Below are 22,125 nucleotides of genomic sequence, written 5' to 3'. Positions count from 1 at the left end.
GCGCAAACGCCGACGCGCCCGCGACGATCAGCTTCGGCTTGTGTTCCTTGGCGAGCGCTTCGGTCTTTTCGTAATCGATATCTTCCGCTTCGTTCAGCCCGTAGCTCACGACGTTGAACCACTTGCCCGACATGTTGACCGGCGAGCCGTGCGTGAGGTGGCCGCCTTCGGCGAGGCTCATGCCCATGATCGTGTCGCCCGGCTTGAGCATCGCGAAGAACACGCCCTGGTTGGCCTGCGAGCCGGAGTTCGGCTGCACGTTCGCGGCTTCGGCGCCGAAGAGTTGCTTGACGCGATCGATCGCAAGCTGCTCGACGATATCCACGTACTCACAACCGCCGTAATAGCGCTTGCCGGGATAGCCTTCGGCGTACTTGTTCGTGAGTTGCGAACCCTGCGCAGCCATCACCGCGGGCGAAGTGTAGTTTTCCGACGCGATCAGTTCGATGTGATCTTCCTGACGGCGGTTCTCTTGTTCAATGGCTTGCCAGAGTTCCGGGTCGACGCGCGAGACAGTACCAGACGAATAATCAAACATGAACGGCTCCGATGAAGTGGGCGATTAAACCTGGAAAGCAACGCTTGCCGACGTGTTCGCGAGGCGCGCGACCGCAAATCGGCCTTGCAGTGACGCAAGCATCGCCAGATCATGCCGCGACTGGTATCGCCGGGACTAGGACGTTTTCGCCATCTTTCGTGGATAAAAGCGTCACCCTCGACACGCGCGGCCAAGCATCATCAACCGTGGCTCGCGCTCTTGCCGGTTTGCAGAATCGGATGCGACTCGCCGGGAATCGGCCTGCCGCGATTGTCGGTCGGCACGAGCTGCGTCTGGAACGCGACGAATAGCGCCTGAAACTTGCCGTCGACTTCGATCATCACCGCGCCATCCTGAAACACGCCGTTCTCGTTCGAATGGTCCTTCGTATGGCTTCCCGGCGGCGGCTTCGGATTGCCCTGATTCATGTGCGTTTCGTGCAACCCGTCCTTGCCCGGCTCGAACAGGAAGCCGAAGCCATACACCGTCACGTCTTTCCGGGGCTTCCATCCAAGCCGGTTGTCGCGATAGCTCGGTGTCGGATAAACATAGTCGACGCCATCGACGGACATGTCCAGTTGCAGCATCTCATTGATGAGCGCGTTGATGTCGTTGTGCTCGTCCTTCGTGTCGAGCGGAATGGGGCGCATCGCAGTGAGATCGACGAGGCGCTTGTCGTGCACGTAGTCCAGTTTTGGAAAGCCCGTTGTCAATACGCCTGCCGCAAGCGTGGCGAGATCGGCGGTCATCGGATGCTTGAAGTACTGGTCCCATAGATAAAGCACGAGATAACCCGCTGGTCCAGTGAGCGAGCTGTCGGACTTCACGTTCGTGACGATGCGAAACTCATTGCCGTTCTGGTCCTCACTGACGATCACGTAATGCGGATCGCCTTTGTAACCGTCCAGAAAGGGAACGCCGAGTGTGACCTTGCCCTTGAATACGACATAGGGATTACGTGCCATGCGCCTCTCCTTTACGTGAAACGTCACGGTATTTTCAGCTTTGGAATACCTTCGTGCACAGTAGTTGAAACCTTCGAGTCTTCTGTCACGGTCCCGTCATAAGCCTGACCATAATGTCTTGCAGACGCAATTCAAAGCATATCCCTTCCCCAAAAGGAGCTCGACGTTCATGGTCACGAAGAACCAGCAGGATGGTGCATCGATCGCATCGCGCCGTGGCTTTCTCAAGCTTGCAGGCGCGTCGGGTCTCGCCACGGCCGCCAATGTGATGAGCGGACCCGCGCTCGCACAGACATCGAATCCTGATGGAACGCCCGAGCAAGTGCACCTCACGTGGGGTGAAGACCCGACGAGCGAAGTGATCGTGAGCTGGGCTTCGCTCGCACAAGCGATCAAGCCGCGCGTTCGCTTGAGCAGAGATGGCGGTCACGCGCACGAGGTTCACGCAATCCAACGCACGTACACCGATGGTCTCAACGGCGAGACCGTCTTCACCTATCACGCACGCTTGCACGGGCTGCGTCCCGACACGGCCTACCGCTATGAAGTCACCGCCGACAACGACAGCCGAGCCGCGCAACCCTTCAGCGCGATCTTCACGACCGCGCCGCACGGGCGCCGTAAGTTCCGCTTTACGAGCTATGGCGATCTGGCGACGCCGAACACAGGTTGGGTATTGTCATCGCCGCAAAGCCGTTTCGCGGTGCAAGCCGTCGAACGCTTTCAGCCGCTCTTTCACCTGCTGAACGGCGATCTCTGCTACGCGAACCTCAACCCGTCGCATCAGCCGGAAGTGTGGCGTGACTTCGGGAACAACGCGCAGACATCGGCCGCGAATCGTCCGTGGATGCCCTGCCCCGGCAACCATGAGATCGAGTTTCACAACGGCAAACAGGGCTTCGATTCGTATCTGACGCGCTACACACTGCCCGACAACGGCACCCACTTTCAGGGACGCTGGTACACCTTCAAGATTGGCTCCGTGCGCTTCATTTCGCTCGATGCGGACGACGTCGTCTATCAGGACGCCGCCGCGTTCGTTGCCGGCCCCGCGCCGCTCGTGCCTGCCGCGAGCACGGGTCACGCCGCCATTCCGCCCGGCACGTCGTTTTACGTTCGCGGTTATAGCAACGGCGAACAGACACGCTGGCTGGAACGCACGCTGCGCGAGGCATCACATGACGACGATATCGACTGGATCATCGTGCAGATGCATCAGGATGCGCTCAGTTCATCGAAGACGGGCAACGGTTCGGATAAAGGCATCCGCGAGGCATGGCTGCCGCTCTTCGACCGCTATGGCGTGGACCTCGTGTTATGCGGCCACGATCACGACTATGAGCGCAGTCATCCGGTGCGCGGCTGCAATCATCATGCGGGCCGCGACGTGCTGACGGGCGAGCGCGTCGATACCCTTCAACCGCGTCCGGTAACGACAGCACAGCGCGCAAACGATCCGATCGACACGACGAGCGGCACCATCCACCTGATTCTCGGCGGCGGCGGCACGAGCGCCCCGCTCGACGTGTATGGCACCGATCCGGGTAACGGCTTGCCGCAAGCGCAAGTGTTCACGAAACGCAATGCGCCGGCCCCGGGCGCGACTGCGGGCGCGTTCGTCCGCCCCGGCGCCGATGCCGTCGAGGATGCAATCTGGTCGGCGCAACGCGATACCGGCACGGGCTATGGCATCGCCGTGTTCGATGTCGATCCCGGTGAACACGGCGGCAAGACCTCCCTCACGATGAGTTACTACCATGCACCGGGCGCCGATCAGACGCCGACGGGCGAGTACGATCTGTTCGAAACCGTCGTGCTGGAGAAGCAGTCCCGCCGCTGAACTGAGTCAAAGACATAGCCCCGGTGACGCATGGAACCGGAGCTGTGTTTATTTCGTCATCCGTATTATCACTGCAGAGCCGATGCACCATGGCGATGCATCGCGTCACAAATAATTCACTCAACTCAGACGTCTGAAGGCCGTTAAGCCGTGCATGCGACGCATGCCCGCAATCCTTCGCCGATGCGAACACGAAGCAACGGCATGCGCCTTCGTCAAACTGAGCAGCAGGAGCTTCATGCGCACTATCACGGTTCGAACTCATCTACTTATCGTCAGCATCGTTGCGGCTTTGGCGCTCACTGCGGTCGGCGCGGCGGGACTCGTGGCCGCATCGAGCGGCACTGCCGCACTCAAGCGCATGTTCGAAGGACGCGCGCAGTCATTGCAGAACATCTCGATCATCAACGAGGCAACGACAGAGACGACGTTCGCCATCAGCGACGCCATCCTCGACCCGTCGGCGGACAAGACGAAGCGTGTCGTCGAGTCGGCGGGAAAGCGCATTGACCAGATCGACCGCATGATGCAGCAGTATCTCCGTCATGATCTGGATGCGGAGGAACGAACGCTTGCAAGCCGCTTCGCGACGGACTGGCACGCGCTGCGCGACAAGGGCTTCACCCCCGCGACGAAACTGCTTGCGTCGAACAATCTCTCGGAAGCCCAGTGGATTCAAACGCAGAGCATCGAGCCGATGTCGAAGAAGCTCCAGGACGATGGTCTTCAGTTGAGGCAACGCCAACTCACGACTGCGCGTGACGAATACAACCGGTCGATCGTCGATGCACGGGTTCTGCAGATCATCGTTCTCCTAGCGAGCGGCGTGGGACTCGTGATCGTCAGCGTGTTGTGCGCGTCGCTGTTTCGCAAGTTGTTGCGTCAGCTCGGCGGCGAACCCGCGGTCGCGGCGCAGCTTGCCAATCAGATCGCCTCAGGCGACTTGTCCGCCGAAGTGCCGGCAAAACACCCCGGCAGCCTGCTATCCGCAATGGAAGCGATGCGCCAGCAACTCGCGACGATGATCGGACAAGTTCATGCGTTGACCGCCACGATGTCCGAGACGACCGCAACGTTGGCAAGCGGCAATACGAGCCTTTCGGTTCGCACCGAGCAACAGGCCGCGAGCCTGCAACAAACATCGGCCAGTATCGACGAACTCGCCGCAATGGTTCGCGACAACGCCGGTCATGCGTCGCGCGCACGTTCGCTCGCTAACGCAGCTTCCTCACAGGCGAAAGATGGCGATACGGCGGCAAAGGAAGCGGTCGCCCGCATGCGAGGCCTCGTCGAGAATTCCACGCGCATCCGCGACATCACGTCCGTCATCGAAAGCATTTCATTCCAGACCAACTTGCTTGCGCTCAATGCTGCCGTCGAAGCGGCGCGCGCCGGCGCGCAAGGCCGTGGCTTTGCGGTCGTCGCGCAGGAAGTGCGCAGCCTCGCGAGCCGCACGGCCACCGCTGCGCAAGAGATTGCATCGTTGATCAAGGGCATGACGTCCGAAGTCGACAGCAGCGGCATCGCAGTCGAGAAAGCGGGCAGCGCGACGTCGGGCCTCATCGGCACGATGGACGGCCTCGTCGGTCTGATCGAATCGATTGCGAATTCATCGGCGGATCAGAGCCGCGATCTGGATGAACTCAACGGCGCCATGTCGATGCTCGATCGCACCACGCAAGAGAATGCAGCGTTCGCGCAGGACGGCGTGCAGGCCGCTCAAGGTCTGCGCAAGAAAGCCGAAGCCCTGACCTCGGTCATGCAGGCGTTCACGCTGGAAACGTGCTGAGCGCAACATCTGCCGGAACAGTCCCTCAACTCTTGCGCCATCGCTCGCGCTAGAACGCGTGCCGATGTGCGAATCGACGGTGGCCATGCTTTCTTTAGTAGCGGAATGTGAAACGAACAGCGAGCCCATCATCTCGCGGCTCATCGAATCGTGCGCGCTGAAGGCGCTCTTTCAGCCGATCGTGCGGCTCTCGGACGGCGCGGTGATCGGCCACGAAGGGCTCATTCGCGGACCGGCAGGCGGAGCGCTCGAATCGCCGGTCGCCCTCTTCGCTCGCGCGCACGACGAAGCACTCGCCGTCGAGCTTGAACAAGCCGCAGCGCGCGCATGCATCGAGGCTTACTTCAACGGTCGCCGGGACGGCGACGCGCTCCTCTTCGTCAACTACAGTGCGGCCGCGATCAGCTTGGAGCCGGATCGCGAAGCCTCGTTGCTGCACGTCGATCGCAAGCGGATCGTGATCGAGCTGACCGAGCAAAGCCAGATTCCCGACCTCGATGTCTTTGTCGATTCAGTCAATGCATTGCGTGCAAGCGGCTTGCGCTTCGCGCTGGACGATTACGGCGTCGCTAATGCGTCGCTGAGTCTGTGGACACATCTTGCACCGCACTACGTGAAGGTCGATCGATACTTCGTTCATGGCATCGCGCAGAATGCGGTGAAATTCGAAGCCGTGAAATCGATGGTGTCTTTCGCGAACGCGACCGGCACGTTGCTGATCGCGGAAGGCGTCGAATGCGCAGCGGACCTCAGAATCGTGCGCGATCTGGGTATCCCGTTCGCGCAGGGCTTCTTGCTTGGCCGTCCATCGCAGACTCCGGCGACGCACGTGTCCGAATCCGCCGCTACGCTGCTGCGATCGCAGCAGATCGCGGTGTATCCGGCGACGAAGCATCGTCGCGCCGATGTCAACGAAAGCGCGAATCAACTCGAATCCATGTTGATCGAAGCGCCCACGCTGAAGCCCGAAGCGCGCAACGACGACGCCGTGCATCTCTTCAACGCGTTTCCGTCCCTGCACGCGCTCGCTGTGGTGGATCGCCAGGGCACACCCGTCGCGCTCATCAACAGGCGTTCTCTGATGGACCAGTTCGCGTTGCCCTATCATCGCGAGCTCTTCGGCAAGCGTGCATGCATGCAGTTCGCAAATCGGGAGCCGGTGTCCATCGAGCGCACGACGAGCATTGAAACGATCGCCACGCTATTAACCGATGACGAACAGCACGCGTTATCCGACGGCTTCATTGTCGTCGACGACGGCAAGTACATCGGTCTCATTGCAGGCGCAAGCGCAGTGCGGGCCGTGACCGAGCTTCGACTCGACGCTGCGCGTCACGCCAATCCGCTGACGTTTCTGCCCGGCAATCTGCCCTTGGGCGCGCATATCGAACGCCTCATTGATAGCGGCGTGGCGTTCGTCGCGTGCTATGCGGATCTGGATCACTTCAAGCCCTTCAATGATCGTTACGGCTACTGGCAAGGCGACGCCGTCTTGAAAGCGGTTGCGCACGCATTGTCGTCGGCGTGCGATCCTCATGGCGATTTCCTCGGCCACATTGGTGGCGACGACTTCCTGATCCTCTTTCAAAGTGACGACTGGTACGAGCGGATCAGCCGGGCCGCAGGCGAATTCAACGATCGGGTACGCGGCTATTACTCCACTGAAGATCGCGCCGCGGGCGGTATCATCGGCGAAGACCGATTCGCGAGGCAGGCGTTCTTCGACTTCGTGAGACTGTCCGTCGGCGCAGTCACCGTCAAGCCGGGGCAATTGCGCGCAGCGGCGCAGTTGAGCAAGGTCGCGTCAATTGCGAAGCAGCGCGCGAAACGCGACACCATTGGCATCGTCGTGATGCAGTTCTCTGTCGATGGCGACGTCGTCTGACCGTCTGCTGCGACTGCTCATTCGTCATCCGCGCGTCTACCAGTCGAACGCAAGTCATCGCGCGCTTGCTGCGCGAGCGCTTCATAATGCTTTCGAAACTTTGTCAGCTCTTTCTGATCGAGTTCCTCGAGATCGAGTAGCGCGTTATGTGCGTTGTCCAGCGCCCGGATGATTTCGTCGAGCTTTATCTGCATCGCAGCGGTGTCGCGGTTCTGGGTGTTCTGGATCAGGAACACCATCAGGAAAGTGACGATGGTCGTCGACGTATTGATGACGAGTTGCCACGTGTCGCTGAAGTGGAAGAACGGTCCGGATAAGCCCCATACCACCACCAGGCCCACAGCGACGACGAACGTCGATGCACGGCCAGCCAACTGCGCAAGCGTGTTCGAGAACTTGAGGAACCAGGAAGTATTCATGTCGTCTCCACATCATTCGATGCTGGCTTGCTTGATTGCTCTTGGCATCATCGGAGGAAAAGGCGCTCAATGTCCCGGTCCGCTTTCCTCGATACAAGTCAACACTAGCGTGCTATCCGCATTGGCTCCGGGACTTAGCATCGCCGTGTGCAACTCGGAACTGCTGCAGCGCCAGTCGGCTTGTAAATCGCTTCTACACGACGGCGCGGAGTGACCTAGGCTTCTCTGATCCGGCATGTACTGGCATGTGTCGCGGCCATCGCATTGACGCACGAGGTCTCCGGTTGCGTTGCCGGCCGGCGCGCCGCAGTTCGCGCCATAGGTCGCGGTTATGACGGTAATCGTCCGCGCATCCGCATGCGAAGCGCACATCAGCATGAAGATCGCCGCCATGGCGCGAGCGCGTGGATAAGGTCCTAAGTGCGCAGCCGCGCCGCTATTGTTCATGGCGTCCTCCGTCCACTGACACCGTGAAGAACGCGATAGCACGCGCCCCACGGCTATCTTCGATATTAGACATTCTGAAGCCAGTGCGAAACCGTCCACTCGCGGCGTCTTGCGCAAAACACGTGGACGATAGGTCATTCCCTCACGCGAACGACGCGCCGATACTCACACTCATTCGATGCCTTCTTCAAAAAGGACGCTTGAGAAATGAATACCCCTGACGCACAAACCATTTCATCCGCAAGACCGGTTATCGCACTGCATTGCTCTGGGTCCGGAGCCGCTCAATGGCGAAAGCTCGGCGAGGCCATCGGCGGGCGCCACGCATTCAGCGCGCCCGAGCATTACGGCTGCCAGAGTACGGGGGCGTGGAGCGGCGAGCGCGCATTCACGCTCGCCGACGAGGCCGCGAGAACGGTCGGCATCATCGACGCGTCCTCGGACAAGGTCCATCTCGTAGGCCATTCATATGGCGGCGGCGTCGCATTGCGCGCTGCGCTCGAACGGCCCGAGCGCATCGCAAGTCTGACGCTGTACGAGCCGTCGGCGTTTCATCTGTTGAAGACGATGGGCGCACACGGAATGCATGCGCTCGCAGAGATCGTTGCGATCTCGAAGCGCACCGCCGATGGCGTCAGCTGTGGTGACTATCGCGGCGCTGCCGCTTCATTCGTCGATTACTGGGGCGGTCCGGGAGCATGGGACGCGCTGCGGCCCTCGGTGCAGGCGGCGCTTACACGTTGGGCTCCGAAGGCGCCACTGGATTTCTGTGCGCTGCTCGACGAACGCACGCCGGCCAGTGCTTACGCCGCGCTGCGCGTTCCCGCGCTCATCCTGCTCGGACAGCACGCGCCTCTTCCAACGCGTGCCATCGCGGAGCGCCTGCCCATGCTGCTGCCAGCCGCGCGGCTCGCAGTGGTAGAGGGCGCAGGACACATGGGGCCGGTCACGCACGCTGACGAAGTCAATGCGGCCATCGCGCGGCACATCGCTGAAGTCGATGCGAACATCGAACGGACAGAGTCGATTGCAATGTCCACCGAAACGCTTTGATCCGCTGCGGTGGACCCCGCTTTGCGCGCCTTCTGACTTAGTAACCGTGCGCCTTCAACCGCGACGCATACCAGCCGACGAACTGGTCGACATACGTCTCAGTGGTCGGTGAATAAGGCCCCGGAATATAGCCGGGATCTCGCGCGCCACGATGATTGATCGCAACGAGGCTCGCATCCTGCGCGTTCGTCGCGACCCAGACTTCGGTCAGCTTCGTCAGGTCATAGTCGACGCCTTCCACTGCGTCCGCATGAACGAGCCACTTCGTACGGACCAGCGTCTTCTCGGGCGTAAGCGGGATGATGTACGTGATCATCGCGTGATCGCTCATCACGTGGGACCATGAGTTATGGGTCCACAGGTGCGTGTCGCCGAGATCACGGCGAGTCAGATTGCCAAGCAGTTTCCGGCACGCCACCTTGGTATCCATCGTCTGCGACTCGCCATTGCCTCCGATAATCAAGCGTTGCGTGCGGAACTGCGTGACGACGTCACCGCTGAGCGCTTCCACCGGTGAGCAGATATAGCCTTCGCTTTCCCAATCGCTCTGGCTTTCAGCGTTGACCTTGTTATATGCATCGAGCGCCTTTCTTCCTTCTTCGTCCATGTCGTCCGCGCTCGCACCCGTGGATTCCGGCACGAAGGACAAGGTCAACTCCGGATGTCCCGCCTCGCAGTGATAGCACTCGCGATTGTTCTCCATGACGAGCTTCCAGTTGCCGTCTTCGATGATCTCGGACTCGAACGCGATCTTCGCGTTCTGCAGCTCATAGGGAGCGAAGCGCGGAGTCATCGTTTCTTCGAGCGTCGCGATGTCGGCAGGCGGCTCGTCCGCCAAGCACACGAAGATATGCGTGCCGACGACCTTGATATGCACCGGCAGCAGACTGCGGCACGTCGCATCGAAGTCGTGGCCCATATGCTTCGCATGACGCAGGCTGCCGTCGAGATCGTAAGTCCACTGGTGATACGGACAGACCAGCATGCCGACCGTCGACTTGCCGGCTTCTTTCAGCCGCGAGCCGCGGTGACGGCATACATTGCGATACGCGCGAATGTTCTCGTCGTCATCGCGCACGATGATGACCGACGCCTTCCCGATGTCGACCACCGACACGTCGCCCGGCTCCGGCACATCCGCCGTCACGCCAGCCACGATCCAGTGTTTATGGAAGAAGACATGGACGTCGGTTTCATAAACATCTGGCCGGCTGAAAACCTCTCCCGGCAATCCGCAACCCGGCTCGCGGCTCCGAACGAGTTCACCGAGGGGCTTCAATACGAACTCAGACATCGTCTTCTCCAACGTTTGGGGGATAACGGGAAGTCGAATGTTCCCGCATTGGCGCCAGTATTGGAGTGTCGAAGAATCGCGTCAATGCGTTTAATTTTCTGCGATGTATTACTTTGGATTATGCGTTCGCGCGTGCGTGAAGCCGCCTGCGAAATGCCGTGGCCTCAAGCAACGCCCGCCGCCTCGCGTAGTAGATCGATGAGACTCTCAATTGTCGGAGTAATGCTTCTGCCGTGAGGCACGACGACATAATAAGCATCGCGCAAGGTGAGCGTTGCGTCGGTCAAGCGCACGAGTTCGCCAGAGACGAGACGTTCGTGCAATAGCCTCGACCAGCCGAGCATAATGCCTTGTCCATCGATGGCTGCCTGTACCGCGTCCGCGTAGAGGCATGTCCGCAGGCCATATTTCAGCTTGCCAGGGCGGCCTCCGAGCGCTCTGAACCATTGCTCCCAAGTGAGCCATCCTTCGGACGTCGGATCGTCTGCAATGAGCGAGCAATCGGCCAGTTCATCCAGCGTCTCCGGCATGCCGTGCTTCTCTATCCAGCTCGGGGAACACACCGCGAATACCTGCTCTTCGAACAACAGATATGAGGTTCCATCTTTCCAGGTGCCATTTCCGAATCGCACGACGGCGTCTACTTCGTTCTGACGCAAGTCGGCAGTGAACATGGTCGTCGTCAGGCGCACGCGCAGATTCGGGTACATCTGCTTCAGTGCTCCGATGCTGGACATCAGGCGAAAATGCGAGAAAGCCGCGGTTGTCGCTAGCACGAGTTCTTCATCATCGATGCCAGTGGATAGGCGATCGAAGACGCCCGCGATCCTGCCCATCGATTCCGACACGACCGTATAAAGGACCTCGCCTTCCTTCGTCAGCTTGAGATTCCGGTGCAGCCGGTCCAGTAAGCGAACGCCCAGCATTTCTTCGAGAAGCCGTACCTGACGACTGACCGCCGCCTGTGTGACGCCCAGCTCCGCAGCGGCATTGGTGAAGCTGCGCAGCCTCGCCACGGCCTCGAATTCGACCAGTGCGGTCAGCGAGGGAACGAGCCGGCGATACCCTTTCGCGCCATCTGTAGCAGCTTTCATCGTTAGCTCATGGAAGAAATCGTTTCTATGATCACGCCTTCAAACGGGCGACGATGTTCGCCGCTAGTTCGACAGCGAACGATAGCGAACTGCTGCGCGCCCTGCAACGAGGCATTAATGTTTTCCGCCGCGTCTTTTAGACGAGCCGCAAGCCGGCCGGCTTCGCGTTGCCTCAGCCGCAGCCACGCATAATCTAATGTAATAGCGCCCTGAAAATTAAGCGCGTTGACGCTGCCATTTCGTGAACCAATACTCCACGCAAGCGAAGACCCGCAGCAACACTGTCAACGAACTGGCTCGGTCGCCGGTGATCGTCTTCGTCGTCGCCTCACATCACCCAGCACGTCCATCCGTTCGCGCGTCACGACGCAACCGCACAAACGCAGGGCGTTTCAACCGATCCAATGCCATGAACTCGCTAGACAAGATATTCGACGTTGCGCCCGATGCGGACCGGTTTTCGAATCCGGGTACATGGGAAAGCGGTGGCGCACCGTGGGCAAGCGGCGAACAACAGACGCTCACCTGCTGCCGAGTGATCGATGAAACGCACGACGTCAGGACGTTCGAGTTTCGCGTCGGCGACGGTACGCCGGTACGTTTCGAACCGGGCCAGTTCATGACCGTCTCGGCAAACGTGCACGGTCAAACGGTCGAACGTTGCTATACGATTTCGTCGCCCCCGACGCGCCCCTACCTAATGTCCATCACCGTCAAGCGCGTACCCGGCGGCACGATGTCCAACTGGCTCCATGATCATATGACGCCCGGACACACGCTTCGGGCATATGGCCCATCGGGAACGTTCACGTCGACCGCCGCGCGGTCGAACAAGTCCCTGTATCTCTCTGCGGGTTCCGGCGTCACACCGCTGATGTCGATGACGCGCGCAGGCATCGATCTTGGCCTGAACCGCGACGTCGTATTCGTTCATAGCGCACGCACGCCCGCCGATATCGTGTATCGAAAGGAGCTTCATCGGCTTGTCGAACTTTCGCCGGGCCTGCACACGTACTTCGTCTGCGAAGGCATCGGCGATGAAGCCGAATGGCACGGACCAACGGGCCGCCTGAGCCTCTCGCTTCTATCGGAGTGGGTGCCCGATTATCGAGAGCGTGAAGTCTTCACATGCGGTCCGGCGGGCTATATGCACGCCGTTCGCGAGCTGTTGCGCGAAGGCGGGCACGATACGGCTCGCTATCATCAGGAGAGCTTCGATATCCCGTCAGGAGTCGCGCACGAGCCGGTTCACGAGAAAGAGCCCGCTTTTCATGAGACATTCACCGTCAGGCTGTCGCGGTCATCGAAGAGCTTCGTGATGGACGCCTCGGAAACGGTGCTCTCTGCCGCAAGAAAGGCAGGTGTCGCGATTCCATCGTCGTGCAGCCAGGGCGTGTGCGGCACCTGCAAGACCAAAGTAGTCGACGGAACCGTCGATATGAAACACAACGGCGGTATCCGCGAACGAGAGATTCAGAAGGGTTTCCGTCTGCTGTGCTGCAGCCGGCCGACTTCCGACCTGACGCTCGAACTGTAGCGGCACGAGGATCGTTTATCGCAGCCCCACATCACAACGAAGAACGGAGCAGTCGATGAGTGCGAGCATTGCTGTCGATAACGGAGTGGAAGACAGCGTTCTTCGTGAAGTCAGGGCGTATCGGCTGGCGCGGGTTCAAGAGCAATTGCGCAAGCGCGATTGCCCGGCGATCTTGCTGTACGACCCGGTCAATATCCGCTATGCAACCGATACGTCGAACATGCAGGTATGGGCGGGTCGCAATCCTGCCCGCTATGTGCTGGTCTTCGCAGATGGCCGCATCGTTGCCTGGGAGTTTCATAGCAGCGAGCACGTATGGGACGGACTGGACCTCAACGTCGAGTTGCGCGGCGCGCTAAGCTGGACTTTCTTCAACGCAGGTCACGAAGCGGAGCGGCGTGCGGAAACGTGGGGCGCCGAGATCGTCGACGTCTTGCGCCAACATGCCAGCGGCAACCGTCGGCTGGCCGTCGACCGTCTCGATCCTTTCGGCACCGCGTACCTGGAGAAGCACGGCATCGCGCTTCTGGACGGGCAAGCGCTGATGGAAACCGCGCGCATGATCAAATCACCGGGCGAACTCGTGCTCGTCGGCGAGTCCTTGCGTACCGCGGAGAAAGGCATCGAGCGCATGCGGCGAGAGCTTCGTCCGGGAATGACCGAGAACGAACTCTGGGCGCATTTGCACTTCGAAAATATCAAGCATGGCGGCGAATGGATCGAAACGCGACTGCTCGCGTCCGGCGACCGAACGAATCCGTGGATGCACGAGTGCTCGTCGCGTGCTTCAAAAAGGCGATCTGCTTGCATTCGACACCGACATGGTGGGTCCATATGGTTACTGTTCCGATATCTCACGGACATGGCTCGTCGGTGACAGCCGCCCCTCGGACGAGCAACGCAAGCTCTATGAGCTTGCCTATTCGCAGGTCCACTACAACATGGACCTGCTACGTCCCGGCATGACGTTCAAGGAGTTCGCGGATCGGGCATGGACGATACCGGACCAGTACATCAAGAACCGCTATTGCTGCCTCGCGCATGGCATCGGCATGGTGGACGAGTATCCGTCGATCGCACATCAGGCAGACTGGGACAGTGCGGGATACGACGGACGATTCGAAGCCGGCATGACGGTTTGCGTCGAGAGTTATATCGGCGCGGAAGGCGGAACGGAGGGCGTCAAGCTCGAACAACAGGTCGTAATTGGTGAGCGAGGCTGCGTATCGCTCACCGGTTGCGGCTTCGAGACGGACTGGCTTTGAACTTCATCGAATTGGAACGTCGAGACGTACTCGTCGCGACGACGCGCAAGCCATATCGGTTACTCCGCGCGCAAAGCAAACCACAGCGCTATATGCCCGCCGCCGATGTTTCCGTCCCCAAACGAAGCGCACGCCTCGCGCTCAGCGCCAACAGTACGCACGAAAGCGCATTGAACAGGAACAGTCCGCGCGGACCAGTGAGCGTCATCAGCGCCGAAGCCAGCGTCGGACCGATCATCCCTCCAAGCGAGAAGAGCACGAGCAGCATCGCCGACACCGCGACTCGCAGATGCGACTCGGTGCGATCCTGCACATGCGATACGATCAGCCCATATTGCGTGAACGTCACGGCGACATAAGCCAGTGTTGCGCACCACGTGACGATCCGAAAGTTCAGGGTGAACAGCAAGAGACTCAGCAACGCCGAAATAGCCGCTGTGTAATAAACGAGTCGCCGCCGGTCGATCCGATCCGAAAGACGACCCATCGGGAACTGCGGAAGGAGCGCACCGATGAGCGCGACGCCCATGAATGTCGCGAGATCATGTGTCGAAAAGCCGGTTCGATCCAGATACACCGGCATGAGCGAATAAAAGTTGCTATAGATGAACCCCGCAAGAATGCAGCCCGGCACGGCAAGCGGCGTCGCTACCATCATCTCCTGCAGGCTCTCTTTCCAACTGCGCGCCGGCACGCGATCGAGGTTCGAGTCGTCGACCTTGACGGGCCACCCTTCCATGAGCGTCACCGGCATGACGGCCGCCGCGAAAAGCGCTGCGGCGATCGAGAACTGATGCGCCGCCGATCCGCCACCCACGTTCAATAGAAACTGGCCGCTGCCTACCGCGAGGTAGTTGATGGCCGCGTACAAGCCGAAGACCTGACCGCGCTTTTCATTCTCGACGGTGCCGTTCAGCCAGCTTTCGACGGACGTGTACAGTCCCATGAACGCCATGCCTGTGAGCAGGCGAATGAAGCCGAGCGTCCACGGCGATTCTGCGGCGCCGAACGCAAGCGCGAGGATCGACGCTGCCGCCGAGAATGCAACGAAGGTCCGATGCTGGCCGATGCGATCGATCAGCCTTCGATTGATGAACGCACCCAATATGAAGCCCGCGTAATAACCCGACTGGATCAGGCCAATGACCAGCGTCGACGCGCCTGATTGCAGCACGCGCAGCGGAATAAGCGTCTGAAAAAGACCATTCCCCACGATGAGAAACGCATAGCCGACCAGCAGACCGGCAAGCGCGCGCACCACGCTTCGCTTGCCGCCAGGCGCGTGATGTCCCGGATTCGCCGCTGCGGAATCCGGCCACGGCGGGGTCTTGCGACCGAGAAGCGCCGCTTCGTTCAGCGGCCCTGTGCGGCCGACTGCGGACGCGTCATGCTCTTCATCTATCGCTGATTCGCGGTTTTCGTGGGCGAGGCTATCGGTATGTTGGGGGCGGTATGTCGCACTCCCGTTCGCTTTCTCGTCGTCCAGTTGTCGCATGGCACCTTCGGGTTGGCTCGGCATTTCATGCACGCGTCGAAGGAGCACTTCGATCGCGCGCACGCCTTGCTTATCGCTACATATAGAACGCATCGTAACGCAGTTGCGCTTCTTGCCCCGACTCGCCGGCTTCCATCAACCCCGGCTCGCCATCCGATCAGGAATCCATATCGTTTCGTTTGACGAAGTCCGCCGGAAGATGCCCTCTGGCCAGCGCAGGCTTTCACTTCGCTACAACCGGCAGCGTGAGCAGCCGAAAACCCAGCTACGCCCTACTCAGAACGTAATCGATTAGCAAGACTATTGCCCTCTCCTGTACCGGGAAAACGCTAATCGAAACGCGCAAACGCCCTGCATATAGTTTGCCTAATTCAAGTTCAGGCGCTGCGTCGAGTCGATTCCGAAGTGTGGGATTCAGACGGAAATCGCGATCTTAAACGCCCGCCGAAGCAGCCGTTGCAGCACGAATCCGATTGCCAGCCAGTGCATAGCAAGTTCGACGAAGGACCTAACCAGAAACAGGACCGGAGGAAGACATGGCGCAGAAGCAGGACGATTCACAAGAAGGCAACGCAACCGGCACCGGACCAGTCAGCACGGCGCGACGCGGCCTGATGCAAGGCGCAGGGCTCGGCGCCGCGCTCTCGCTTCTCGGCGCGGCCGGCGGCGTCTCGGGCGGCTTGATCTCCTCGGCCCAGGCCGCCGAAGCGGCGTTCCCGCAGCACAAGCGCTGGAAGATCGTCTTCGTGAATCACGTCACGACGAACCCGTTCTTCGTTCCGACGCAATACGGCATTCAGGACGCGTGCTCGATGTTGGGCATGGACTATCAATGGACGGGTTCGGCGAATTCGGACGCGGGCGAAATGGTCCGCGCGGTGAACTCCGCCATAGCGGCAAAAGCCGACGCCATCGCCGTGCCTATCGTCGATCCGAACGCATTCGACAAGCCGATCCAGGCTGCGCTCGACGCCGGCATCCCGGTGTTCGCATACAACGCCGACGCCCCGCGCGGCAAGACGAACCCGCGCCTCGCTTACATCGGTCAGGACCTGTATCTGTCGGGCTATCAGATGGGCGAGCGCATCGTAAGCCTCGTCGATAGCGGCCTCGTTGCGCTGTTCATCGCGACGCCCGGTCAGCTCAACATCCAGCCGCGTCTCGACGGCGCGAGCGACGCCATCAAGAAGTCCGGCAAGAAGATCGACATTCAGACCGTGGCCACGGGCGCGACCGTCAACGAAGAACTGTCGAAGATCAAGGCGTTCTTCCTCGGCCATCAGGACCTTAAGGGAATGTTCGCCGTCGATGCCGGCAGCACGCAAGGCGTCGCGCAAGTGATGAAGGAATCGAACCTGCCGTCAAAGGGCGTGCACGGCGGCGGCTTCGACTTGCTGCCGCAGACGACCCAGCTCATTCACGAAGGCTTCCTCGACTTCACCATCGACCAGCAACCGTACGTGCAAGGGTTCTACACCGTGATGGAAGCGTTCACGTTCCTTGCTTCGGGCGGACTCGTCGGGCCGGCAAACGTCAACACCGGTCTCAAGTTCGTGACGAAGAGCACCGTCGAGCCGTATCTCAACACATCGACGCGCTATGAGGGCAAGACGACGAAACCGCAAATCGTGCCGATGAGCGGCGCCATCAAATCGTAATGAACACGGTCAAGCAATCCGGCGAAGCTCGGACGCCCGCGCGGCTCGACCGGCCGCGCGGCGCGTGGACATCGCACTGGGCGGCGGAATTGCGCATCCTGCTCGTGGCGATCCTGCTCGCAGCGTATTTCCAGATCGTCAATCACGACTTTCTGTTGTCCAACGCGAGCCTCGTCAACCTGTCGCAGTTCATCGCGCCGGTAGCGATCATCGCGTTCGGCGAGATCATGCTGATGATCGGTGGCGACATCGATCTTTCAGCGGGGATGGTGTTCGCATTCACCCCGTTCATCATGGTGTTCGCCAACGAAGCAGGCGCGCCGATGTGGCTTGCCGTCATAGCAGGACTCGTCGCCGCCGCTATCATAGGATTCCTGAATGGTGCGGTGACGGTGTTCCTGCGTTTGCCCTCCTTCGTCACGACGCTCGGCACGCTGTTCCTGATCAACGGCATCACGCTCACGATGTCGCGCGGCACGCCCGCTGCCACGCCGGGTTCACCGGGGTTCGCGGCGGTTATGGGCTCATGGGGATACAGCGAAATCATCTGGACGGTCGCGCTCGCGTCCATCATGCACGTGTTGTTGCGTCATACGCGATGGGGCCTGCACACGCAGGCGGCGGGCGCCAACCCGCTCGGCGCGAGCGAAGCCGGCATTCACGTCAATCGCCTGCGCCTTGGTAACTTCGTGCTCGCCGCGGTGCTTGCAGGATTCACCGGGATTCTCGAAGGATTTCGCATCACGTCCATCGATCCGCAAGCGGGCGGCAATCAGATCATGTTCCTCGCCGTGGCCGCGGCGGTGATCGGCGGCACGCCGCTGACGGGCGGTTCGGGCACGATCGTCGGCGGCCTGCTCGGCGCGGCCGTGCTCGGCATCCTGAGCGATGGCTTCACGCTCATCGGCATCAACGCGTTCACGTTCAACATCATTCTGGGAGCGGCCATTCTTGCCGCGATGATCTTCAACATACACGTCGGACGCATCCGGCGCAGAGGAGGACGATGATGGATGCATCGCAAGTCGCGCCCTCCTCACTTGCGCTGCGCGGCGACACGCTCGTGAAGCGCTTCGGCGCGGTGACCGCACTCGACGGCGTATCGTTCACGCTCGGCAAGGGCGAGATTCTCGGCATACTCGGCGACAACGGCGCGGGCAAGTCCACGCTCGTCAAGATACTCACGGGCTTTCATCAGCAGACGAGCGGCACGCTGCACGTGCACGGCGAAGAGACGCTGCTGCGCAACGTCGATCACGCGCGCGCGCTCGGCATCGAATGTGTGTATCAGGATCTCGCGCTCGCGAACTCGTTGTCGATCTATCACAACATGTTCCTCAATCGCGAGATCGTGCGGCAGGGGCCGGGGCGTCTGCTGCGTCTCGTCGACCACCGGCAGATGCGCGAGCGCGCGGCGCAATGTCTCGACGACATCGGCGTTCACGTGCCGTCAGTGGATCTGCCGGTCGAGCGGCTGTCGGGCGGGCAGCGTCAGGCGATCGCGGTGGCGCGCGCAGTGAATTCGAACGCGAGGATCCTGTTGCTCGATGAACCGCTCGCCGCGATGGGCGCGCGTGAAGCGGCGCTCATCATCGATCTCGTCATGCGGCTCAAGGAGAAAGGCGGGCTCTCGATCATCATGATCATGCACAACTACGCGCAAACGCTCGACATCGCGGACCGCATCATGTTGATGCAGCGCGGCCGCGTGACGTATGAGCAGCGCAGCGCGGAAACGTCGGTGGCGGAGCTGATGGATATCGTGCGGCGCGAATATCGTGCGATGCGGGCGACGACCGGATAGCAGTCGCACGCATCGCCTCACGCGCACGCGAGTTCGCGCTGAGCCAGCGATCCGCTCGACTTTATCCCATAGCGCCGGGCGAGCGCATCGAGTTGGACCGGCCACGCGTCAACTTCGGCGGCATCGTGCAGGTCTTCGAGATCCTGCAGCATCGCCGCGACGCGCGGTTCGTACGCATCCACACCGGACAGGGCGAGCGCCTGCAGTAGTGGGCCGTCCTGCCCTGCCTTGTAGTAGCTGATTCCCAGCCCTTCGAGCCGCTCGCTGTAGTAACGATCGTCGATCAGCACGCCGATTGCGCAGCGGCGTCCGTCGCGGCCTCGCAGGCGGCAACTTCCGCCATCGTCTTCGGAAATGGCTGCCTGCGAAAGCAGATGCGACCGCACGGTGGCGAAGATTTCGTCGTTGCTCCTCATCGTCCGCTCCGCGCGCTCAGGCTGCTCGCAAGAGGCTGTGCGTCGACAGTCCGAACTGTCTCGCGATGGACCGCAGGCGGTCGTTCCATTCCCAGATGCCGAAGACATCGTGCACGTTCTGAAGGCAGCTCAACAGTTCGATCGTCTCTTGCGAATAGATGTTGATGCGTGAGCGCAAGAGTGCGCGCTTGAGCGCGGCGACGCCCGCGTCCATATAGCCGGGAATGCGCACCGTTTCAGCGATGACGAAGCGGACCGGCACGCCTTCCATCGACGTGCGGTAATCGTTCGGACGCACGAGCGCGCCGACCGGGCAGCCGCCGCATCGTCCGCGATACGCCCCGCCTCCGCGCGGCAAAAGCGACGCGCCGCCCTGGCTCAGAAGGTGAGCGACGCCTTGATCGAAAATCTGCTGATGAGTAAGAAATGCTCTTGCCATCGTTTGCTCCGGTGAATTAGGTCTGTTGAATGAGTATCGGCGGATAGAACGCTCGATCGCATCCATATAAACCCTGTTTTTACCGGAAGGGGCGAGGGGTGACGGTAACTTTTCCTGACGGCGACTAAAAGAGCTCACTCGGCCGGAAGGTTCCGTCGGAAGATCATTGGCAGACGCGGTATGTAGCATGGCTAGGGCTAGCCTCGCGGCGCAACGTCGCGCTGAGATCGTGACCGGCGAAAACGGTCTGCCGATGCACGTCGAACATGCCTATGGAAGAGACGATCCGATACGAGCGCGATCCTTAGACGATCCGCTTCGTGACCGAAGATACCCGCGAGGGACGCGAGCCGTTCAAGGAGAAGCGGCAGGCGCGTTTTCGACGGCGATAAGCGGCTCCGCGACCTCGTCCGAAAAAACCGTCTCGCAAGGCGCGAGCTTCATCAGGCGCGCCATCACCGGCCAGCGCGTGAGTGCGGCGCGATATTCCTCGTCGGCTTGCGAGTCGAAGTAGCGCGCGGCGTCGAGCCCCGGCAGCTTTTGCGCCAGCGCGTCGACGTCATGCACTGCGCGCGCCGCCTTCGAAGGAACCGAACGCCTCATCGTGTCGCTCATTTCTGCTCCACCCACACGCCATCCGGGGTCTTCACGACATAACCCGTGGCTGTTTTCATCGTCACGGTGCTTTCGTTCTCGCCGATCATCTGCGTCTCGGGCAACTTCGACGCGTACTGCGACAGCGTCACACCCGGCTTGAACGGACTATCCGCTACCAGATTCGACAGCAGTTGCGCGACCGCGAGATGCCCGGTCGGCTGATCGATGACGGTCGTCGGCCCATGATTGCCCGCGAAGCCCACGAGCCGCACGCCGACGGGACCGTGAATCACGCTCGGGGTCGGAATCTCACGCAGGCCCGCGACCTGATTGTTGTCGCCGCGCAGCGCCGCGCCATGCTCGGGCACGAACACGATCACCGCGCGACGTCCCGATTGCGCGATCAGGTCCGCGAACTTGTCGAAGTCGCTCATCAGCTTGTTCACGCGGACGGGATACGACTCGAGACTCGACAGCTTGCTGTTCGGGAGCCGGTTGCCGTCGTGCAGGCTGATCGTGTTGTAGTACAGCGCCACCGGCCCCGGCGTCTGCGCGCGCTGCGCATACCAGTTCGCGAGCGTGCCGTAGTCGTCCATGATCGGCGAGCCGTCGAATGCGTGCATCGCGACGGGCGCGGCGGCGTTCGAGACGAACGGCACGTTCGGCACGCCCACGTTGTCCTTCACGAGTTGCGTGAAGTTGTCGAAGTGGCCGTCGTGATTGAACGTCACTTGCGGCGTGTAGCCCGCCTGCGCCAGATCGGCCATCAGATGACATTGCGCGGGCGCATCCTTGTACAGGTCCGCGTGCGCTTCCTGACCGCAGGACGCACGCAGCACGCGAATCGCCGCCGGGCCGCTGTAACTCGCTGCCGTGCTGAAGTTGGTGAACAGATAATCGAAGTGCGACAGAAACGGATGATTGCGCGCCTTCGATACATCGAGGTCGTCCCACGACAGCGAGCAGATATGCAGCACGATGACATCGAACTGCTCGCTCGCATTGGCCGACGCATGGCCGAAGCTCACCTGCCGCTGCGATTCTTTCGCCCGGAATGCCGCGAGCGTCGCGTTGTAGTCCAGCGGTCCGGCGGACGGACCATTAGTTGCAACGGCGCTTGCCTGCACCGGCGCGGCATGGATGCGCGCCAGCACCGCATTTGCGCCTTGCCACACCGGCAGCACGAAGAGCGCGAGCATCACGAAGGTCGCGACGCGCAGCCATCGATTGATGATCATGTACACCAACAGTCCGCACAGCGCGATGCCGACCAGCATCGGCGGAAGAAAGCGCGGCAGCAATTCGAGCCAGTAGCCGAAGCTGAACGTGCTCAGGTTGCCGAACTCCGCGACGATGCGCCCGAACGGCGGCACGTTCGCCTCGCGATACATCAGCGGCAAGCCGACGGCCAGCCCCGCGATCAGCCGCACGGCGCGCCACAGCCGCGAACGCAGCGGCGCGCTCATCGCGAGCGCCAGCGCGAAGCCGATGTTCGCGAGCCACAGCGGCTTCAGGTGGCCGGTCGAGAACAAAGCCAGCTTGCTGATGAAATACAGATTCCAGAACGTCATCGTGTTTGAGAGTGTGCGA

Annotated in this window: 20 protein-coding genes; 10 read left to right on the top strand and 10 right to left on the bottom strand. The window is 60.9% G+C overall.

Annotation, left to right across the window (positions count from 1 at the left end; genetic code table 11):
* Both BG57_RS26255 and BG57_RS26250 read right to left on the bottom strand, forming a co-directional pair.
* A partial coding sequence (locus tag BG57_RS26255) for a PLP-dependent aminotransferase family protein (protein ID WP_035969706.1) occupies positions 1-538 on the bottom strand: 538 nt, incomplete at its 3' end.
* Between the two features lie 200 nt (positions 539-738).
* Positions 739-1,503 (bottom strand): DUF2278 family protein, encoded by a 765-nt coding sequence (locus tag BG57_RS26250; protein WP_035969704.1) that lies wholly within the window; start codon positions 1,501-1,503, stop codon positions 739-741.
* 169 nt (positions 1,504-1,672) lie between these two features.
* Between BG57_RS26250 and BG57_RS26245 the strand changes: the two genes are divergently transcribed.
* The 3 genes from BG57_RS26245 to BG57_RS26235 all read left to right on the top strand — a co-directional run bounded on the left by BG57_RS26245 (position 1,673) and on the right by BG57_RS26235 (position 7,017).
* Positions 1,673-3,343 carry a purple acid phosphatase family protein gene (locus BG57_RS26245; RefSeq protein ID WP_035969702.1) on the top strand — a complete coding sequence of 557 codons (1,671 nt, stop codon included), beginning with the start codon at positions 1,673-1,675 and terminating at the stop codon, positions 3,341-3,343.
* 238 nt (positions 3,344-3,581) lie between these two features.
* On the top strand, positions 3,582-5,132 hold the full coding sequence (locus BG57_RS26240; RefSeq protein WP_035969728.1) for a methyl-accepting chemotaxis protein: 1,551 nt from the start codon (positions 3,582-3,584) through the stop codon (positions 5,130-5,132).
* A gap of 85 nt (positions 5,133-5,217) precedes the next feature.
* Positions 5,218-7,017 carry a GGDEF domain-containing protein gene (locus BG57_RS26235; protein WP_035969726.1) on the top strand — a complete coding sequence of 600 codons (1,800 nt, stop codon included), beginning with the start codon at positions 5,218-5,220 and terminating at the stop codon, positions 7,015-7,017.
* 17 nt (positions 7,018-7,034) lie between these two features.
* On the opposite strand, the gene BG57_RS26230 is transcribed toward BG57_RS26235, so the two are convergent.
* Positions 7,035-7,436, bottom strand: a complete 402-nt coding sequence (locus BG57_RS26230; protein WP_035969700.1) for a low affinity iron permease family protein — start codon at positions 7,434-7,436, stop codon at positions 7,035-7,037.
* Positions 7,437-8,090: 654 nt separating this feature from the next.
* Between BG57_RS26230 and BG57_RS26225 the strand changes: the two genes are divergently transcribed.
* Positions 8,091-8,936 (top strand): alpha/beta fold hydrolase, encoded by an 846-nt coding sequence (locus BG57_RS26225; RefSeq protein ID WP_035969699.1) that lies wholly within the window; start codon positions 8,091-8,093, stop codon positions 8,934-8,936.
* Positions 8,937-8,973: 37 nt separating this feature from the next.
* Here BG57_RS26225 and BG57_RS26220 read toward each other — a convergent pair whose 3' ends face one another.
* Positions 8,974-10,230: an aromatic ring-hydroxylating oxygenase subunit alpha gene (locus BG57_RS26220; RefSeq protein ID WP_035969723.1), complete on the bottom strand. Its 1,257-nt coding sequence runs from the start codon at positions 10,228-10,230 to the stop codon at positions 8,974-8,976.
* A 164-nt stretch (positions 10,231-10,394) separates the two neighbouring features.
* Positions 10,395-11,324 carry a LysR substrate-binding domain-containing protein gene (locus BG57_RS26215; RefSeq protein WP_035969697.1) on the bottom strand — a complete coding sequence of 310 codons (930 nt, stop codon included), beginning with the start codon at positions 11,322-11,324 and terminating at the stop codon, positions 10,395-10,397.
* 409 nt (positions 11,325-11,733) lie between these two features.
* Between BG57_RS26215 and BG57_RS26210 the strand changes: the two genes are divergently transcribed.
* The 3 genes from BG57_RS26210 to BG57_RS33930 are packed head-to-tail and all read left to right on the top strand — an operon-like array spanning position 11,734 to position 14,126.
* Complete coding sequence (locus BG57_RS26210; protein ID WP_035969695.1) at positions 11,734-12,861, top strand: FAD-binding oxidoreductase; 1,128 nt, start codon at positions 11,734-11,736, stop codon at positions 12,859-12,861.
* A 55-nt stretch (positions 12,862-12,916) separates the two neighbouring features.
* Positions 12,917-13,738 (top strand): M24 family metallopeptidase, encoded by an 822-nt coding sequence (locus tag BG57_RS26205; RefSeq protein ID WP_229753927.1) that lies wholly within the window; start codon positions 12,917-12,919, stop codon positions 13,736-13,738.
* Positions 13,644-14,126: a M24 family metallopeptidase gene (locus BG57_RS33930; RefSeq protein ID WP_338151985.1), complete on the top strand. Its 483-nt coding sequence runs from the start codon at positions 13,644-13,646 to the stop codon at positions 14,124-14,126. The genes BG57_RS26205 and BG57_RS33930 overlap by 95 nt, the downstream gene beginning before the upstream one ends.
* A gap of 88 nt (positions 14,127-14,214) precedes the next feature.
* Here the strand turns inward: BG57_RS33930 and BG57_RS26200 are convergent, their stop codons facing one another.
* The gene (locus tag BG57_RS26200; protein WP_035969722.1) at positions 14,215-15,621 is read right to left on the bottom strand and encodes an MFS transporter; all 1,407 of its coding nucleotides are present in this window, start codon (positions 15,619-15,621) and stop codon (positions 14,215-14,217) included.
* A gap of 536 nt (positions 15,622-16,157) precedes the next feature.
* Between BG57_RS26200 and BG57_RS26195 the strand changes: the two genes are divergently transcribed.
* The 3 genes from BG57_RS26195 to BG57_RS26185 are packed head-to-tail and all read left to right on the top strand — an operon-like array spanning position 16,158 to position 19,083.
* A complete protein-coding gene (locus tag BG57_RS26195) occupies positions 16,158-17,279 on the top strand; it encodes a sugar ABC transporter substrate-binding protein (protein ID WP_035969693.1) in 1,122 nt (373 codons plus the stop codon).
* A complete protein-coding gene (locus tag BG57_RS26190; protein ID WP_035969691.1) occupies positions 17,279-18,289 on the top strand; it encodes an ABC transporter permease in 1,011 nt (336 codons plus the stop codon). Before BG57_RS26195 ends, BG57_RS26190 begins: the two co-directional genes overlap by 1 nt.
* Entirely contained in the window at positions 18,286-19,083 is a 798-nt protein-coding gene (locus BG57_RS26185; protein ID WP_035969689.1) for an ATP-binding cassette domain-containing protein, read from the top strand. Before BG57_RS26190 ends, BG57_RS26185 begins: the two co-directional genes overlap by 4 nt.
* Before the next feature lie 17 nt (positions 19,084-19,100).
* Here the strand turns inward: BG57_RS26185 and BG57_RS26180 are convergent, their stop codons facing one another.
* From BG57_RS26180 to bcsG, 4 genes are all read right to left on the bottom strand, one after another.
* Entirely contained in the window at positions 19,101-19,499 is a 399-nt protein-coding gene (locus tag BG57_RS26180) for a hypothetical protein (RefSeq protein WP_035969688.1), read from the bottom strand.
* A 16-nt stretch (positions 19,500-19,515) separates the two neighbouring features.
* Positions 19,516-19,938: a hypothetical protein gene (locus BG57_RS26175; RefSeq protein ID WP_035969686.1), complete on the bottom strand. Its 423-nt coding sequence runs from the start codon at positions 19,936-19,938 to the stop codon at positions 19,516-19,518.
* A gap of 354 nt (positions 19,939-20,292) precedes the next feature.
* Positions 20,293-20,553: a hypothetical protein gene (locus BG57_RS26170; protein ID WP_052006008.1), complete on the bottom strand. Its 261-nt coding sequence runs from the start codon at positions 20,551-20,553 to the stop codon at positions 20,293-20,295.
* Complete coding sequence (gene bcsG, locus BG57_RS26165) at positions 20,550-22,106, bottom strand: cellulose biosynthesis protein BcsG (RefSeq protein ID WP_035969683.1); 1,557 nt, start codon at positions 22,104-22,106, stop codon at positions 20,550-20,552. The genes BG57_RS26170 and bcsG overlap by 4 nt, the downstream gene beginning before the upstream one ends.
* Between the last annotated feature and the right edge of the window lie 19 nt (positions 22,107-22,125).

The sequence above is a fragment of the Caballeronia grimmiae genome (assembly GCF_000698555.1).
In the GTDB taxonomy this organism is placed as follows: domain Bacteria; phylum Pseudomonadota; class Gammaproteobacteria; order Burkholderiales; family Burkholderiaceae; genus Caballeronia; species Caballeronia grimmiae.
The sequence above is the reverse complement of the archived record's forward strand: the minus strand, read 5'-3'. Positions and strand labels throughout refer to the sequence as shown.